Origin of the sequence: Paenibacillus sp. FSL R7-0026, from assembly GCF_038004485.1 — a bacterium.
Taxonomy (GTDB): Bacteria; Bacillota; Bacilli; order Paenibacillales; family Paenibacillaceae; genus Paenibacillus; species Paenibacillus xylanexedens_A.
In genome coordinates, this window is record NZ_JBBORG010000003.1 from 112,182 (window position 1) to 131,765 (window position 19,584).

The 19,584-nt window shown below is 40.4% G+C and carries 10 protein-coding genes and 1 CRISPR repeat array; all 10 genes read right to left on the reverse strand.

Annotated features, from left to right (window positions below; translation table 11 throughout):
- Nucleotides 1–29: 29 nt before the first annotated feature.
- Nucleotides 30–980 carry a copper amine oxidase N-terminal domain-containing protein gene (locus MKY44_RS31115; RefSeq protein ID WP_341010431.1) on the reverse strand — a complete coding sequence of 317 codons (951 nt, stop codon included), beginning with the start codon at nucleotides 978–980 and terminating at the stop codon, nucleotides 30–32.
- 454 nt (nucleotides 981–1,434) lie between these two features.
- Complete coding sequence (locus tag MKY44_RS31120; protein WP_341010433.1) at nucleotides 1,435–2,658, reverse strand: S-layer homology domain-containing protein; 1,224 nt, start codon at nucleotides 2,656–2,658, stop codon at nucleotides 1,435–1,437.
- 366 nt (nucleotides 2,659–3,024) lie between these two features.
- Complete coding sequence (locus MKY44_RS31125) at nucleotides 3,025–3,192, reverse strand: hypothetical protein (RefSeq protein ID WP_341010435.1); 168 nt, start codon at nucleotides 3,190–3,192, stop codon at nucleotides 3,025–3,027.
- A 179-nt stretch (nucleotides 3,193–3,371) separates the two neighbouring features.
- The gene (locus MKY44_RS31130; protein WP_341010437.1) at nucleotides 3,372–6,176 is read right to left on the reverse strand and encodes an S-layer homology domain-containing protein; all 2,805 of its coding nucleotides are present in this window, start codon (nucleotides 6,174–6,176) and stop codon (nucleotides 3,372–3,374) included.
- A gap of 1,085 nt (nucleotides 6,177–7,261) precedes the next feature.
- Nucleotides 7,262–7,873, reverse strand: a complete 612-nt coding sequence (locus MKY44_RS31135) for a restriction endonuclease (protein ID WP_341010438.1) — start codon at nucleotides 7,871–7,873, stop codon at nucleotides 7,262–7,264.
- Nucleotides 7,874–8,694: 821 nt separating this feature from the next.
- Complete coding sequence (locus MKY44_RS31140) at nucleotides 8,695–10,701, reverse strand: hypothetical protein (RefSeq protein WP_341010439.1); 2,007 nt, start codon at nucleotides 10,699–10,701, stop codon at nucleotides 8,695–8,697.
- Nucleotides 10,702–11,340: 639 nt separating this feature from the next.
- Nucleotides 11,341–12,474: a type III-B CRISPR module RAMP protein Cmr6 gene (cmr6, locus tag MKY44_RS31145; protein WP_249913266.1), complete on the reverse strand. Its 1,134-nt coding sequence runs from the start codon at nucleotides 12,472–12,474 to the stop codon at nucleotides 11,341–11,343.
- Nucleotides 12,471–12,632, reverse strand: a complete 162-nt coding sequence (locus MKY44_RS31620) for a type III-B CRISPR module-associated protein Cmr5 (RefSeq protein WP_445670710.1) — start codon at nucleotides 12,630–12,632, stop codon at nucleotides 12,471–12,473. Before MKY44_RS31620 ends, cmr6 begins: the two co-directional genes overlap by 4 nt.
- 785 nt (nucleotides 12,633–13,417) lie before the next feature.
- Nucleotides 13,418–13,792: a CRISPR direct-repeat array (repeat unit 33 nt; unit sequence ATTTCAATCCACGCACTCCATACAGAGTGCGAC).
- A 553-nt stretch (nucleotides 13,793–14,345) separates the two neighbouring features.
- Entirely contained in the window at nucleotides 14,346–15,611 is a 1,266-nt protein-coding gene (locus MKY44_RS31150; protein ID WP_341010442.1) for an S-layer homology domain-containing protein, read from the reverse strand.
- Between the two features lie 337 nt (nucleotides 15,612–15,948).
- Complete coding sequence (locus MKY44_RS31155) at nucleotides 15,949–19,104, reverse strand: S-layer homology domain-containing protein (RefSeq protein WP_341010444.1); 3,156 nt, start codon at nucleotides 19,102–19,104, stop codon at nucleotides 15,949–15,951.
- Between the last annotated feature and the right edge of the window lie 480 nt (nucleotides 19,105–19,584).

Sequence of the window (19,584 nt, forward strand, 5' to 3'; positions counted from 1 at the left end):
TGATGGTCTTTTTCATCGAATCACTTCACTTACTTGAATGGATTGATAATGGCTACGGCGTACTCGTCCAAATCGCCATCACGCAAAAGAATATAGTCTGCTTGTTTCATTTTGAAATTTTTCCATCCTTCGTAGTTATCCAGATACTCACCGTTTCTAAATTTATCCAATCTGCTGAGTACGGGATAAAAATTCATACCAGTCTTATCGTCATTATTGATAAAAGCAGCATCTACTACCCCACGACCACGAGCATAGCTGTTCTTCACTAAAAATGTAATTGAGTTCCCTCTCTGGCTACTACGGATTTGAACGCCATCGCCCAATATTGAATCTTTAGTCTTGTTAATGTCATATACAATTTGTCCGTCACCTAACTTGATGGGGAGATCACTTTCCTTGATGATCTTAATATTCTTATATTTCTCAAGCTTCATATTTTTTAAGAATTCTTCACTTTGTGTATATGCTTTAAAATCACTTAACTTGGTTAACTTAAACGCCTTATCATCCGTACTACGGAAGTCTTTGTTCCCGATCCAGACCCAGCGGCCAATCTTGTCCCACTCTACCTTCTGGCCAAGACCTTCACTCACCAGACGTAGGGGAACGAAAGTCCGGTTTTGCTTTATAAGGATTTGCGAGCCATAGTCTTTCTTCAGGCCATCGACGAGGGCTGAAGTATGCCCGATCGTCATGTCCACTTGATGATCTTTGCTGATCATCCCAACCTTGGAAACTTTGCCTTCTTTGGAGTACGTCACCTTTGCACTAAGGGCTTCAGATACAAAGCGGATCGGAACCATGACACTACCTTGGCCATCCTGGAATGGTTTCGCATCTGGAAATTTCATTTTAACGGTATTCAGCAATACCTCTACTTGCTTCGGAGTGCTTGCAGCTGCAACTGCTTCGTTTCCCGTATCTATCATGCTTACAGTCAACATACTTGCTAATACTGCTAATAACAGTTTCTTCATGATCTAACTCCCTCTGCTTCCCATATGTACTTCTGCTCACTTTCACTTCCCAGTATCTTTTTCTTCGCATAGGTCTAAAAACATCCAAAATATCAAACAAACTTGCAAATAGTAAGCTGAAATTTGAAGATCTAAAGAATAAAAGCTTTGCAATTCAAATACAAAAGTTTCGGAAATTCACCCCAGTAGCCTGCCAAATTTCATAATCACCTTGAGTCCAGACAATCTCGGGCCGAGGTGTACCCATTCCTTCAATTTTAACTTTTATTTTTTGTCTGCCTTTGGATTTACCTTCCGCATCAGTTGGAACCAAGTTTTCAATGTTCGTTGTAGGATACGGATAAGCCGGATCAGTACCAAAATCGGCATGTGCAATTCTTGAGATGGAGATACTAAACAGTAGAATAGATAAGGCAGTTAATCATTTTGTTAATTTCATTAATACCGTCTCTTTTTATTTATTGTATAGAGACAAAGCAGATCCATCATCCATATAGTACATACCAATTAACCCTTCTCGATCTACGTTCTTATTTTCTTTTATCCATAACTTCACGCCATTAGTAGCACTATACTTAGCAAAGAACTGTTCAGTGTTATACACTGGTAGCGTTAAGTAACCGTATTTTTCAGGTAGTGAAGAAGGAGCAATCCTTTGACCACTCAAAGCAGTAGTAAGTCCAGTCCTGATATGATCAGAACTAAAATTTTTCGCTTTAGGGTAGACAATAATCTCATGGAATACCGGAATGACATTAGTGTTTTCTATGTAGAAATCTTTATTTTCTTCCGATACAAAGAACGGTGCATAAACGCTCTTTTTGTTAGTCCAATTAGTAGTATTAATATAGATGGTTCGATGCAAGGCTACTTTACCCGCACCATTTGATAATGTTTTTGTTTTCCCAGAAATCACTGCATATGTTTTATCATTTGCTGTTGAAAAAGGTGTCACTTGACTCAAATTAGATTTAGTTGTCCCAACGGCTCTAATCTCATTCAGATCAGAAAATGAAGAAGCCTTTTTACCTTCCATATTTGCGATTCTCAGCAATATTACAGAAGCTTCTGCGCGAGTGGTTGTTTTGGTCATCCCGAATGAGTTATCTGGATATCCAGTCATCACTCCTGTTCCGATAACCACTGAGATGTATGGAGCTTTAGCTTCTGAAATCCCTGGAGAGAATGATTCCTTAACTGGTACAAGCGTTGTTTTAGTATCTTCCAATGCTTTTTTGAAGTCAGTATCGGCGGCTGCTAATCCGGAACTAATCCACTTAGCCATTTCTTCGCGGGTAATAGGAGTATTTGGTTTAAAACCATTTGGATAGTCTGCAGGATTTATGAATCCCAGAGAAACTGCACGATCAACTTCCTTTTTGCTCCAATGATTGGATAAATCGTTAAATATATTGGATTTGTCGACGTTGGGATCTGCTTTAGACACACGTGCAAGCAACGAAGCAAATTCAGAACGTGTAACTGAAGCAGATGGTTTGAATGTCCCATTGCTATATCCTTTGAAGTATCCTTTTGATATAGCTGAATCAATGGATGTTTTAGCCCAGTGATTGCTTGGAACGTCTTTAAACGATGTGGCTGTTTGTATGGATGACCCTCCCATTATTAGTGGTACAGCGGTAAGCCCGGCAATAAGAGTAACTAAGATTTTTTTCATGAATTGTGTTCTCTCCTTATTTATCGGTTATCCTGGTTACTTACTTCAACATGTTGCTTATCGAGTGCCGGTTGATCATGTGCCGGAAGAACGTACATTGCTTCTTGGCAACCTGCAGATAGCTCATTGAAAAAAGGGTGGCCATTTCGGAAATAGTTGGATCATTTCCCCATTCGATAGGGGAGTGTCGAACTGATGGTCTTTTCATTCAGAACATAGCTCCTTACTTGAATGGATTGATGATGGCCACACCGTACTCGTCCAAATCTCCATCTCTTAAAAGAATATAATCTGCTGAAGAAAGCTTGAACTTCGTGTAATCATAATTCTCTACGAACTTTCCATATTGGAAGAGATCCAAGCTACTTACTCTTGGCCATCCTGGAATGGCTTCGCATCTGGAAACTTCATTTTAACGGTATTAAGCAACACCTCTACTTGCTTCGGAGTGCTTGCCGCTGCAACTGCTTCGTTTCCCGAACCTATTAAGCTTACAGTCAACATACTTGCTATTACTGTTAATAACAGTTTCATCAAGATGTAACTCCCTCTGCTTTCCATATGTACTTCTTCTCACTTTCACTTCCAAGCAGATTTTTCATTAAAACATTCTAAATACCAAACAAATCTACTACTGATGTGTCTTAAAACAAGAAAAGATTAGGACGGCTCGATGAATCACATCGAAAACCGACCTAAACTTTGTTGAATTGTTATTTAATGATATTAACTAGATTATGAATCATCATTGCTGCTTCTTCTCGAGTTAAGGAACGTTTCGGCATAAATTTGTTACCAGGGTACCCGCTCATCACGGACTCTTGAGTCACAAGTTCTACACTCTCCTTGGCCCAAGTTGCAATATTTGCTTGATCTTTATAATGAGCTGCAGACGACAGTGATGATCCATTTTTCAACAACACGTTTGAAAGCATGCTTGCAGCTTGCTCTCTTGAAATGACCTCATTTGGACGATAGGTATTATCATTGAACCCTTTAGTAATCTTATGTTCAATGGCAGAGTTAAGCTCTGACACATACCAAGCTTGTGGATCAATATCTTTAAACGTTTCAGCATACGGTGATGATGAGGTGTATCCCATGGCACGATTTAAGATGATTGCAAATTCAGCTCTGGTTACTTGCTTCTTGACCCCAAAAGTCCCGTCGGCATAACCTTTAACAATTCCTTTGGAAGTTAGCGAAAGAATTGCTTCCTCTGCATAACTACCATCTATATCAGAGTAGAATTTAGGCTCTATTTCTTCTTCTGGAATAACTTCAACATCACTATCATCTTTGGGGTCTGGAACCGTTACAGTTCCAGTGTTGGTACCACTTGACGTACTCCCTCCAGACGTTGGGTTTGAAACTGCTCCACCTGTTCCCGGTGTTGTTGGAGTAGTCGGCGCGGTACCACCGCCATTACCAGTCCCTGGGTTGGTTGGTAATATACCTCCGCCAGTACCCGGATCAACAATCGTTCCAGGAACAGTCGCCCCACCGCCATCAGACGGTGCGGTGACACTGATTTCTTCTTTAGCTACAACTGATTCCGTTCCATCTGCATTCTTCACAACAGCAACGATCTCATAGTTGTATGTCCTGTTAGGATATACGCCTGTTTCGCTAAAATTCAGCTTGCCATTGACTGGGGAAACAATTCCATCGTCACGGCTCTCACCGGTTGCAGAGTTAACAAATGTTTTGCGATAGGTCCCGTCACCTAGAGGTGTGTACGTGGTTTGTGGGTTTCGCTCTACATATGTTACAGCACCCTGGGTAGCATTAAAGTCAAAAGTAATCGTTCCTTCCCTCGGTTGCGAGGGTGTGATGACAATAGGCTTCGGTTCTGCTGGTGTGGTTACTTCGATGACGTTCGATTCCAATGTGCCATCAGCATTTCCAGCAACTACTTTATAGGTGTGGCTTTCTTCCGGACCCACATTCCCCACTGTCATTGAATTTATTGAACCAGTCCATACTTTGTTTGTGTCATCTTGAAATACATCATAATATGTCGCGCCTGTGACTGTAGCCCAACTCAGTCCAACCTGATCGTGATAGACTCTGTTCGCTTTCAGGTCCAGATCACCACTCGGTGCTTGACCTTGCACTGGCTCATTCGGAATGGTAACGACCTTTATCGCAACTTTACCTTTAACACCCTTTCTAAGAGCAGCGACTCTGTAGGTGTAAGTTGATCCAGACCAGATGTCTTCAAGATCCTCTGTCCACCATGTACCCATCGGAATACCAATTGTCATCCCGTCACGAGAGATCTCATATTCATCTGCTCCATCAACAGCGTCCCACTCCACACGAATTTTATTATATTGTAATTCCGTCACTCGAAAGTTTTCAGGATACGGAAGTTGAGGTGTGATCAATGTTTTTACACTCGTATAGGCAGGTAAACCAGAGGTGAAATAATCCATTGCTAAGACAGAGTAATTATAGGTTTCACCTTCATTTAAACCCGTATCTACGAATGTAGTTAGAGGACCTTCATAAATGATTAATTTTCCACGCATGACCTTGTAAACGTCTGCTTTTTCAACAGCATCCCAAGATAGATTAACTGAAGTTGATTTAGGAATGGCTACAAAATTATTCGGTTCTGGTAATTTCTTTGTTACCCCCATGATCCTACCTGGCTCTCCCTGTATAGTAAAACTTGACGGGGATTTATTTAACCCGTACACATAAAGGGAATACGGATGATCCGGCTCCAAATCAGTGATCGTGTAAGACGTGTTCGGGCCTTCGTACAAAAAGCTATTGTTTTTTTGTACCCAGTATGTATTCGCACCTTCAACAGGGTCCCATGAAAGTGTGATTGTGTTCCAAGTTGACTCCACCTTCAGCCCTTTGGGAGCGGGTAGTTTGTCTGGATCTTTTGTTGTTACAGTATCACGTTGTTGACCACTAGTTCCATGCTCATTTTCAGACCAAAAATCTACAACATAACTCGTTTTTGGTATTAATCCTGTAAGGGTGTATGATAGATCAGTTCCACGATAAACTTCGCTTTTGTCTACGAGGACTACGTAACTGGTTGCTCTTTCAGCAGCTTCCCAGCTTACAGTAAGGGAAGTTTCATCTGTAGTGACATTAAACTTTGGAGCTTCAGGTGTTAACTTCTCTTTAGTTTTCGCAATCACTATTGATTTTTCACTTGCTGTACCGGTATGATCGATGGCCCAAACTGCGATTTCATAGGAAGTATTCGGAGGCATATATGTAATGAAGCTGGTTTCTTTATCTTCGTAAACACGGTTCCCGTCTATGGTCATAATATACTTTTCTGCCCCATCTACTGCATCCCAAGTAGCATTGATTTCATGATCCGTTGTTGTTACTTGTAAGTTAGCTGGGCTCGATAATAGCACCCCTTCAGAAGTGACAGTATTCGTGTCCGCAGCGCTAACCTTCCCTTCCACGAATGGTACACTTGCTACTAACATGCTAGCTGATAAAACTAATGATAATAACTTACTGAATTTCGCTTTCCTCATATTGCTGGTATCCCCTTTTTCTATTTTCGCATTTATGGTTTTGCGTAAACCTATTGAAAACTTCTAGTTAGAAGTTCACATAAAGCAAGAATCCAGTTTCTCCCTTTATGTCAATCTCTAAGTCGTTCATAGTTATGTAATCTTAAGTACTGCTAAAGCCTTTATCGAGTCGCAATCCACTGGCCACAGAAGTCGATGTTCCCGCCAATAAACTAAAGAGGATCGCTAAAATAATGCTACTAAATTTCAACAGTTCCCTACGCTCATAACATATGATGAGCGTAGGTAATTACGAATCCTAAATCCCACTTAAACTTGTCATTTATAAGAATATTTTACCATGTGCCATGTATAATAAATAGGTATTTTATCCCATTGTTATTATAAAATCTACTTTTATCATAAAATAATTAAGATTATATCTAATTAGAAATCAAGGTTCATCCTTATCCCAAGTAACTCTACGCCCGTAAACGAGCGGTAATTTATTGGCATTGCTAACTGCCTTTTGCCTAAGGCTCCAACATCTTTAGCAAAAAGGTGAAGAGTTTTTTTCCAAGCTAACACCTTTTTTCGATGAGACTAATCACTGCGTTGCTACATTTTTAAAAAAAATCATGGTAGTTCTTATCTATCTCACTCGCATAATTTCATAAAGTATATTTTACCTCCTTTGTACAAACCGTTATACTACAGAACTGCTTCACTCCATCCCATCTACCCCATACACAACCTTTACATTTCTCCGACTGCTTGTTGGTCTTCGATCTTTGCTGGTTACTTCAATTTCTCCAAAAAAAAGCCGATCCGGTAAAGAATCGACTTTGGCTGTTATATGTACAGTAATGGCTAATCAAATTAGGCTTACGGTGAATAAAATGAAAGCTTTTAAAAGGTTGTTGTCCGTACCTTCTGCAGCAAAAACGCTGGGCTCTTTGCTATAAATGCATATGTACTATGTGGCGATAGAGGAAGAACAAGACCATCTTACTGAAGCTACAGAACCAAGGACAACCTCCGAGATGCCCTTCATCAGCAATAAACAAATGCCAAACATGTTTTACTCTTTATTGCCAATAATTCGATTATGCACTCGTCTTTACATTTCCTGATTTCTTTGAATTTGTTAGTTTCTCTTTCATGACCAGAAGCATTTCTACAAGTTCATCCCGGCTGATCAGCCTGACACCATTTGATTTAGCAAGCTCATAGGCCTGTTGAGTAAAGTTACTGTTGGTAACCACCCATGCACCCGTTGCTTTGTAATGTGCACGGGCCCCCTGAACTTCCTGGACTGCTTCCAATCCTACATTTTTCTTATATCGTTTAGCTTGGACAACAATCCGTCTCCCATCTTTGAATATAACCAGGTCTGCTCCAAAGTCGCCTGCTGCTTTTGTAACTTCTGCCTTATATCCTTGGGATCGGAAAAGATGTCCAAGATAGTGCTCGAATTGCACTCCATCCATTTGATCAATTTCAGCTATCCCAGATCTTTTTAGGCGTTCAGCTCGTTTACGTTGAATACTAACCATTAATACAATAACGCCCACGACTCCAATAAATCCAACGATTAACGAGGCTTGCCACGAGCTTGTTAAAGAATAAGTTCCTGCAATACCTCCCAGCATTGCCATACCAGCCAAACCTTGAAACAATTCTTCTTCCTGTTTCTTCTTACTTTTCCTTCTTGCCATTACTCTTCCCCCAAGTATGTATATTGTCATAAACACAATTCGACACTTGGGACTAATTTCCTGCTTGGTATTGGAAAAGCGAGAAGAGGAACGGTCTGTCCTTATACCGCTATTGCAGCTGCGCGTTTCATTCTCGCTCGATTTCCACAATACAAATACATATCATTGAATGAATCAACTAAACTGCCAATATGGGGCCTAAAACCATCTAACAGAATTCAATCATATATTGTAAATCTAATTCATTTTCAATTAAATTTCTTGGCACTTTAGCAAATGCAAAAACGAGTGGTCTTCCATATTCAGATTTACTGTAGATATTTGCTGAAGCCACGATATTTTTTTAATAATACGATTAAATAACTTGTTATACGGCCTCGGGATTTACCCTAACTTTAAGTTACTCTTATCAGTCAAAACTAAAGAAATAGCCTCAGCATCAAATACGTTATCATCTTCAACAACAACACCGATTTTTCTTTAAGATCAACAACTGCATACTTTGTACGTGTAGGTTTTTCCAATTGACTAATAACTTGCTAAAAGGTATTCATATTCAAATCTCCTTCAAATCCCCCCTTCTTGTTCTCAGAACTTTAAAAACGAACGTTTTCTTCACTTCATTTAATACAACATTCTCGCACCTTTTCACCCAATTTTTTAGATCAACTACTGCTGTATAGCGGCGATTCTGTCCATTAACTTAACAAAGCAACCAATCATAATGATCGGCTGCTTTGTTGTTTGTATTGATTCATCGTTTCCGTTAGTTTAACCTTTTCTCCACATTCTCTCCTCACCCTGTCAGATCACAGCTGCTTCTAAAACTTGTTTTTTCTAAACTCAGGTAGTTTTAACGTAAATCCCAAATGTGAACTTTCGAGATCTTCATTGTCTGGCTGAGGAAATACAATTGTCAGCAGTCCGTCTTCAAATACATGTTCTGGTAGAGCTGCAGTTGTAAACTCATTACCTTTAAGTTTGATTGGGAGTACCATAAGAACCTTGCTATTGTCTGTGCTGGTGATGAATACCTCTAAGGTCTCTCCGTATGAATCAGATGGCGAAAAACTGATACTCAAGCTACGATTATGGTTTAGTATAGCTGTTACACCATTGTAAGTTGCACGATAGGAGCTGTTCTGCGTAAATGGAGTCTCTGTTGCAACAAACCCATCAGATCCATCCTCGGACTTTTTAAGCTGTTTTAGGATGGCTTGAAATTCAAGAGGTTCCCCCTTCATAGCAGCTTCTGTCTTTCTCAATTCGTCACTAATCTGAATCGTATAGCTAAACGCTCGCTTGCCTACCTGAGCTACTTTTAATCCCAGATCCTTATTCCATTGTCCCAGCGGAAGGAACACTTTACCATTAACAACAATTCTCTTGCTCTGGCTCACAGCTAGTTTACTTGCTCGATCATTACGCTTAAATAGGTAATGCTTATCTTTCTCTTCATATTGGATATGGAATGCACTCATGAACTCCTTTAACGGAACGTAATAGAGTCCATTCATATAGAATGTGGGCTGTCCTTCATAATGAAGTACACCTTCACCAGACGTTATCGCAACTGGGAGTGTTAAAAAAAAGAGGTCATCATATGTAAAGGAATCCAAGTAATTCTCCCAATCTTGATATTGTGAGTACTCAATTTTAAAATGTTTTCCTTCCGGAATGTAGTAGAACGATGGCGGATAAGCACCTGGATTAGAAAAATAGTAGTCAATGATATAGAGATCATCTGAAAGCCACTGAATTCCTGTAACACCTGCATTATATAAAGAATTGTATTTCTGAACTTGTGCCATGGTTTTTAAATCATACACATATACTGTACTTGCCTTTGTCCGTTTAAAAGGGTTCGAAGGATCCACAATAATAACTAGATGCTTGCCACCAGGAGACACGAAGGTGTCCAATGATTGAGCCTTACCTTTGAAGAAGGATATCGTTTTTCCGTTTCGAGTTCCAGATACATTCCATTGATACGGGGTGTTAATCTGAAAACTACTTTGGTTCCATTTTATTTTTGTGCCTCCTGCCATAAAATTCTTGGAGGAAGCTTGCTTAGCATCATAAATTACGCTATTCTCAGTTACTTTTACCGCTTTACCTTTTACTCCGCCGAATTCGACGTTGTAACAGCTTGTATATTGGTATTTAGGACAGAAGACACCAAATGTCTGAGAGGACGGAGACGGTGAAAGACTAAAGCTGGTGTTGGTCACATCCTTGGAAGTGATAAGTCTACCTCCAGACAACACTTGCTTGTTGTTTTCTAATGAGTAATATTGAACACTGGCCTTTTCTGACTTCACGGAGTACAATCCCAGCTGGGCTGCATCAAGCTTTACCGTTTTCTCAGTAGGGATTTCTGTTACCTTTCTCAGAACGAGGTTGGAATAATCAAATTCATAGATGATTTTGACTCCACTCTTTCCCTTTATGGTACTTTGTACTGCAACTGTGTAAGCCTTGATTCCCTTAGGTGTATCCACAACAATGCCATCCTGCTGATTGAAGCCGTTTGTGGAATCAAACTCGTAGTGTGATGGTAGCAACGCTGGATCGGTAAAGTTGTATTCGTTCATCTTTTGCATCCCAGTATCAAAACTGATTCGATTGGTTCGGATAGTAACTTGCTTGCTTTTTTCGTCAAAGGTGTAGGTTGACTTCTCTCTAATCTTTTCTGTTCCTCCAGCAGTTGGTGAGTCAGTAATGTTCCCACTCACCCCCAAAGCATACGAATTACCTGCAAAAAGGGTGAATAGTGAAGTAATCAGCAGTACTACGGACGGTAAAAAAACTCTAGTAATTAATTTCATTATGTAGTTTCCTCTCCTATTCATGTGATGCTTGGACATCATTCTTATACATTTGAGTTCCAGACTCATGTCAGAAGAGAAGTCTCTCTTCTCAAATTAGCCTATAATCCCTCCACTTTTAATATTTCATATCAAATCCGTATAACACCTATTGTGTATCGGTTACCTGGCACGGGCCTAAGGCATAGTATGTGCTAGTCAATCTTAGGGGCAATGTAATAGTCTCATAATATGAAGGTAATCTGGTATTATAATACGGGCTCTGGGCTGGTATCTTGTCTGGGACTCCAGATGGACATTGGAAGCCTTGTAGCTGGATCGTTTTCAACCCACGCACTCTATACAGAGTGGGACGACTAAAAGTCAAAAGAAATGGAGTGGAGTAATTATTTCAATCCACGCACACTATACAGAGTGCGACATCTAAAAAAGACGTAACAAGGTTTCATTTCTAGAGCATTACTACGTGTTTCCGCTTTCTTTATCAAACTAAAATCAAAATTTATTATGAAAATCAGTCTCTAATCCAGATTATCGTTGCCAAAAGGTCATAAAAAAGACGTTTCCGACAAATTTCGAGGTGCGAATCCCCCAGGTAAATCATGTGAGCTTGGGGTTCGCACCTCAGGATAAACAGTTCTAATTCGATAAAAGCATCATTTGAATGGTCTTACATTTATCAGCTTGTTTGCCAGAACCTTTTTTCTTCGTTGAAGTAACCCATTCTCCAATCTCCGTCCAATATTTCTTCAAAGCTTGTGCAGCTTCAATATCATTGGATTCAATAATTTGAGTATAGATTTCCTTCTTACTGACTCCAATATCTTGTACCGAAGACGATAAATACTTGATCCTAAAAATCAACTTTTCCTTCTCCGTCATATTACTCAATAAATTCTCTGCAGATTCCTCTGAGGCAGTAGTATATACTTCTTCTGATCGATTGAAGCGTCCGTACCCAGACGAAGACTTACTGCCTACCCCAAGCTCTTTAAAAGCTGCAGATATCCAATAACTGAGCACTTCCATCAACGGCTCAGGTAAAACAGAAAGCTCGGATGCTATTGTAGCAAGCTTCCGTTTATCCACGGTCAGCATCAATTGAACTGAATGGACACTGGCAGCATAAAATGTATTAGGTACTGGATTCTTCGTGTCGCTGGGTAGCTCTTTGTTAGCATAGTACTCACCAAAATGCGGGGTTAATACATCCAATTTAATTTCTAATCTATTATAAAATAGCATGTCGTAGAATTGAACAATTCCCTGCCCATCCTCACTTCCGAATAAGGCTCGTCCAAGCACGCCTATGATCCCTTTATTGGTAGCCAAATTCGTAGCCTCGCCTTCCAACAAAGCATCAAGAAACCACCGACGTACTACTCCTTTAATACTCGATGCAGGAATATAAGGTACACCATACACGGGATGTATCGTAAGGCTGCTTTCATTCACATGCGAACTACCCAAACCATGGAGGATCAATGACGTGTCCTTCAGACGAAGTATCTTAAAATAATAGCTGGACTCCAACAGCTTTAACATACTTTCCTTACGTTTTTCAGCTGCTTCGGCCACTTGTATCATTTGTACTAATGTTTGTTTAGTATACGATTTTTTTTGCTTCCCGAACTTCACATTTTTGTATTTGTCGAAGCTAATATCTTGATTATAGTGGAGAAGGTACCATAAATGATCAGCTTTTGGTTTCCGACTTAAAATCTCACCCGTATCCTTCGGATGGTAGATCCGACTTTCAGTCATCTTTGTCATGAGTCTTGTTCCCCAGGCCGCTGCTCCTGTTCACTACACATACCTGTAGCAAATTTTCGCATCCAATTAAGCAATGCATGTACTTCTGTTGTCACCCTTCGGTATTGTTCACTATTTAAGGATACAAGCTCTCCTAAGAAGTCTTTATTTCGCTCCATTTGTTAACTCTATTACTGAACAGTTAGAAGCTTTTTCAGAACTTGAAGACCTAGGGAATCGTGTATACTACGTAAAATTACTTAATCAACTTGCAATATACAATTTGGATCAGCGGCGGTACGATGTTGCAATAAATTATATCCTTGATTATCTACAAGTAGGGTTTACATTAGACTTAGACAAGGAATTCATTTCAACTATAGTTGTATTTGAGAATTTACGAAAAATTGCTACCACGGATCAGATCGTGAAGTACCAAACTATATTGCAGGGAGGATATGATGAAAAAAGCATTAGTAGCTACATTTATTCTGATGACATTTCTTAGTTTTGTGATTCCTGTTTCCTCTCCATCTTCCAATCCAACAATTTCTCCATTTAATCACGGTGTTAACGGGTAGAGTAAAGGGCCACTTGCAATATGCGGGTGGCCTTTTGTAATTGGATTTTAGATTTCGTTAGGTGCTCCTGGATTATCAGTGAGCGCTATTTTTATTTTCTGATCACTTAAAAGTTGAAATTAAAAAAAGAACGTGCGAACTGGGAGCAAGTTGAATTCACTTTTTAATTCTATAAAAAGGATGGATCATCATTCCATACAAAGTGTGACTAAAAATAAAAAAGCGCCCGATGGTATAGGCCGCTAAATGATATCAATCCACGCACTCCGTATGGAGTGCGACTTCAAAGAGATTTTTGTAACCTTCAATGTATGGGAATTTCAATCCACACACTCATATAGAGTACGACAAGCGGTAGACAACAGCGCGTTTATCACAGTCCGATTTCAATCCACGCACTCCATACAGAGTGCGACCAAGCGCGCGCGGATGCCATCACTTCGTACAAGGGATTTCAATCCACGCACTCCATACAGAGTGCGACGTTCCGATTAATTTCAAACAGAGTCACTATCTGTCTATTTCAATCCACGCACTCCATACAGAGTGCGACACCATTGTACTCTGTTTTTTCCTTCTGGTTCTTCTTATTTCAATCCACGCACTCCATACAGAGTGCGACAATAATCGGAATATTAGTTCACTGTCTTCTGAAGGATTTCAATCCACGCACTCCATACAGAGTGCGACGCAATCAGAGCTGGTTACAGCCCTAAAACGGCTAGATTTCAATCCACGCACTCCATACAGAGTGCGACAGCAAAAAAGGACGTATCATCTCTATAACACAAATGATATTAACGTCTTTTCGGTATTTTAACTTCTTTAATTCCTTTACTCGAACAACTTTGACAATATTTCGTTGCCAAAAGGTCACAAAATGGGCCGGTTCGACAAATTGTGAGGTGCGAATCCCCCGGGAAAATCATGTGAGCTTGGCATTCGCACCTGATACAGTATGAATAGATCACCCATATCATAGGAATTTATCTCCTGAAAATTGGACTTTACTTTTGTAATTTTTCAACTAAGTGTTTAGAATCCAAGACTATCAGTGCCCTTATCAATTAATTCTTCTAGTTTATATCTTCAACGCCTGAACTACTTAGTAACAAGTATACAATCTGATACCAAATTCTGCACTCGCTGAGCGTGATCTACATACTTTTGTGTTATTTAGATAGCCCTCTTCGGCCCTCATGCCTACATCAATACAGAGGACCGCACGCACTCCATACGGAGTGAGATCTCACCGGATATCATTGCCGGATACTACGTGTATGCACCTTCTCAGATATAAGCATCCTTAAATCAATTTGGTATATAAAATGAAGTAAGGGAGTTACCGACCCTTATTGATGAACCGTTTAAAGTAACGTCCTCAGAACGATATCGATTGATAGATTGAGCCATCCAATATCGCCTAGAAACACCCTTCTTGAAAAAACCAGATTTCACATAATCTACTCTTGGTAAGTTTATTATGCCATATTTGTTTACAGCTCCACTTGTAAAATTACTAGCCGCACCACTGGTTAAGCGATATCCAGTTGAGTTAGCTAATGCTAGATTGCTAAGATTATCGCCATTAGGGGTAACTGTTACTTCCATAAAAACCATGTAGCGATCTTCATCAATGAATCTGTCAAAATCTTTATCGATAAACATTTTTCCATACATATTTCTCACAGTCGACGAAGTAGGTGCATCGGCTATTATCATTCGATGGACTATCATTTCTCCAAGATTATTACGAAGAGAAAAGGGTTTCTCCGTTATTAAGTCAAAAGTATTTAAATAGTTCGCGTTCTCATATTTACTGTAAACAAAAGGCGTGGCAGAAGTCAGATTCGTTCCTGTCAGACCAACCTCGCGCATTTCATTCAGATCTTTATACGTATCTGCTTTGCTCTCTTGAACCTGTGCGTAACGTGATAAAATAACTGCTGCTTCTGCACGTGTCGTTGTTTTCCCCGGACCAAAGGTACCATCTGGGTATCCAGCCATCAATCCTGTGCCCAAAACTAGCGAGACATAAGGGTATGCCGCTTTCTTCAAGCCGCCTTTATAGAACTCTGCCACAGGCACCAACGTGTTTTTTGTATCCTTCAACGCTTGTTTATAATCTTCATCTTTCACTGCAAGTCCTGAACTAAGCCACTTCGCCATTTCTTCCCGCGTCAACGTCGTGCCTGGCTTAAATCCATTCGGGTAATCCGAAGGCATGATGAAACCAAGGGATACTGCACGATTCACTTCTGTCTCACCCCAGTGACCGTTCAGATCCTTAAACACACTCGCTTGAGTCGTTTCCTGCGTTCCTTTGGCCACTCGGGCTAGCAACGCTGCAAATTCTGCGCGCGTCACTGTTGCTCCAGGTTTAAACGTGCCATCACTATATCCTTTGAAATAGCCTTTCGCCACGGCCTCATTGATGGAGGCTTTCGCCCAATGACTCGTAGGTACATCTTTAAAAGAGGTAACTGCAGCCTGACTTGTGCTTTCTGTGAAAGGGTATATACCTATTACCATTACACCGCTTAATAAGAGTTGAGTTATTTTTTTCAATTTTTTCACGCTCCTTAGATAAACATCAGACTGTTTTTTTCCTGAGATAAGTTATGTATTTCTTTTGGAGATAACCTTTTAATTGAATTCAACCTTTTGTCCTCAATCAATATAGAAGGCTCGCAACGAAAGAAACCTTAATGATTATCTTATTTTCCGTCACCCACTGTACACACTCCCTCATATCTGCAAGCACTATCTTAAACCTATCTCGCTATTCACTCTCATTACTCTGTCAGATCAATTACTACACAAGCTTAACCTCATCAAAGTATCCGTTCTTTCTTCCAACCTACCCCGGACAAAATGTGGCCACTACATATTCTAACATGTAATGGCCATAATTCTATTTTAACATAGGGCCCAGATCTGGATCGAGGGATAACATTCGGATCAGGAGTGTAGTCGCTTCTGCCCTTGTAACCGACCCATCAGGAACAAATTGTTCTGCTGTCCGACCCTGAATTAGACCAGCAGCGTAGGCTAATTCGATTTTCTCTTGGTTCCAGGTATGATTAATATCGTGAAACGGGCTGGTATTATTTCTAAAATTTTTTAGTTCAACAATTCTTCCCACAAGTTCAACCACTTCTGCTCTGGACAGATATTGATCTGGTTTGAAGGTTCCATCCGCATATCCACGAAGTATACCTTGCTCTGCAAGCTGAAGAATACCTTCTTTTGCCCAGTGAGTATCAACGTCTTTAAACAGTACTGGCTCAGGGATTCCCTCGGATGGCGAGAAGACTCGGTCTAACATGATGCTAAATTCAGCTCTCGTTATGGCATTGTTTGGCCTAAAGCTTCCATCAGGATACCCTGTGATACCTTGCAGGGAATGAAGCTGTTGAATATAGGGCCCTCCCCAATGATCAGTCAGATCCCGGTAATTTACTTTTGATGGTTTGACCTCTGTTAGTTCAGATTGAATGGTTTTCACCAAGTTGGATCGATTAATAACAAACGTAAAAATGGACTCTACACCTTCCGTGGGCACGTCCCCTTCTACACTTTCGCCCACGTCTTCGGTTACATTGCCCGGATTACTTATTTCAGTTGATGGAGAAGTATATCCTCCGCTTCCCTCGGTATGAGTAGGCAGCTCAGATTCTTTAGTTTGTACTGTGATCGAATACTCATCTGAATGTATGTCCCCGATCGTGACAGATAATTTAGCCTTACCTGGTCTCAATGCTTTTAATTGGCCCTCTCTTACTTCAACAATGGCCGGATTAGTTAGCTCCCACGTTAATTTGCTTGTGATTTCGGCTGTTGAGGAATCCGGAAAAGTGGCCTGCACAACCGGTTTGTTCGTTTCACCGACGATCATCGTTTGAGGCAATCCTGTAATCTGCAGCTTAGAGATATCATCGTCCGTCAAGGCTAGGACAGTTACTGTATACGACTGTACCGACCCATCCATTGCATGAATGGAGTAAATGACAGTTGAACTAAAGTCATTCTTGGTTTCCCCACTTACTTGTAGTTGTCCCGCCACCTCTGCGGAGACTCCATCCATTTTAAAGGTAGCAACCAATTCTTGGAGGTCGGTCCCATAGGGCATTTGGACACTAACGGTATGGTAATCTTCATCGATCGTTCCTTCAACCTCATTGATCTGGAAAGAGTGTAGCTGCTTATTATGACTGGTATCTGGCTTAACTTCGACCTGGATATCAATTGATGCATCATAGTAGTTCACAGTTATTGTAGATAATCCATCACGATGAGAAAGCACCGTACCATCTGACGCAATCGATGCAACTTCAGGGTTGGAGGAGTTGTAAGATACAATACGGGTCAGATCCGCTTTACCATTGTTGGAGTAATGCCCTTGAATATGTAGCTGCCGAGTCTCTCCCGCGATGAGCTGAAGAGAAGGATCTCTGCTGGTTAAGGATTGAATTGGACTAGCAAGTTCGGGATGGAAGTCACGGATGACGGGCTCCGCTTCTTTTCCAACGGGATAATAGTTGTTTGATTCATTGGATATTTGCCAAATGGAATATCCTTTAAACCAACTGTCTCCACCAAAAACATCTTGGTACGCTTCAAACGCATTCCGTTGTATTTCTTCATTAGGGACATCAGAAACAACTGGGTTCCAAGGAGCTGATGTCCCATAATTTACACTAGGAATTCCAAGCTCTCCAAAAAATATATCCCTTCCCCATACCTCTGCAAAAGACCGGATTTCATCGTGAATCTTTTGATGCCTTGCATGGATACTTGAACTATTCAAATCTGTAATCAACTCTGCTGTGCTCGGGCCAGGTTTATCACTTAATTCGAAGTAGGCAGCAATGGTGATGAAATCAATGTATCCAAACATCAGATTACTCTTTTTTTCGTTGTAAGCATTCATCGTAGAGGAGTCCCAATCTGCCGTAACCCACCAAGACGTTTTATATGTTAACTTCCCTGTATATTCCTCTTTTATGTAATTGAATACACCGCGCCAGTACCACAGGTTGGATTCAAGTTTGGTGTAACTTGACCCAGCGATCACAGCATAAACATCTTTAGGTATCGCTATTTCCTGTAATAACGTGGACCACACTACCGTCTTATAGTTCCAAAAAAATTCATTCATGTCGGACGGATCATATTCAACTTCTGTGACAGTACCACCCGCAATCCACGGATAGGCTTCTAAAATGACGTTTACGCCTCTTTCATTGAGTACATCGATGAGAGCCTTCGCATGTTCTACATCGCCTGGATGCATGCTTAATTCATGGCTATGAGGATCCAGAACATCAAAACGTACTGGTACGACGACCGTATTCAAACCAAGTTTGTCGATGTTCGCGATGACTCGATCCATATTTTCCAAGTCATCAGGTAAAACGGTTCCCGATTTCATTATGAGAATAGGTTCTTCTTCTACTTTTGACACGACGGTGTAAATGGTTTTGACCAGTTTACCTACGCGTACATTAATGAATGTTTCTCCTTCACTGATCGCATGAATCACTCCGGTTGAACTAACATCAGCAATCGTTGGATCTTGTGAATCAAAGGTAGCTCTTGATATAGCATCTTCTATGTAGTAATCATTCGTTAGGACGGCCTGTGCCGTAATTTGCGTAGAATCCCCAATCGTTAACATATTGTTTGGCACTTGTACTTCAAGCCTCAGGTAGTCAACGACGCTTAATGAAGTTGAAGTGGTTTCGCCGTATACATCTGCTGTAACTGTAACATCTCCTGGGGCTATTCCGATTAGTAGGCCTGGATTACTGATCGTACCAATGGTGGCATCACTGGAAACCCAATTACTTAACGCAGTCACATCTTCAACACTGCCATCGTCATGAGAACGTACTGCCTTCAACTGCCGCTCCTCACCTACTAAAATGTAGTCCGGTGTTCCATGTTCTATGACCAAATTTGAGGTCGATTCTTCTGCAAATGCAAGCTGAGTAAAAGAGATACTAACAGACTGGAATATCATCATGAGAACAGTAGCTAGTATCATCATTTTAGTATAATGTTTCATCAGATTCTCTCTCCTTTTCCGTAAAAAAACACAAAATCAGGGATTCACTTCTATCAATCCCGCTTTTTAAATGGCTGTATTCTTTTGTTATAGGAAGCGTATTAAACCTTGCTAATTACTAGTCGGATGATCTTGTCCTAAACTTCTATTGTCATTCCATCATATGAGTACCTTCTTCTGTAAGATCTATATCTGTACAAGTTAAATTTCAATTGCGTTCTTTTGACTAATTCCTATTACTTCTTCCGGACGGTCAGCGGCTCGCTTTAGATGTGACGCTTTTATTCTCAAACGAACAGTCCCGCCTTAAGCATTAGATTCGAATGTTTGGATTTTAATCTTTGCTAGGTATTCTATGTAGCCATCTTTATGCAGAACTCAAAATTGTTCCTTTGTTACGACTATCCTCCCCCACTTAAAAAACTGAATACTTATAAATAGTTTCTTCGTCATTTATCGCGATCCCATTTAAATTATAAT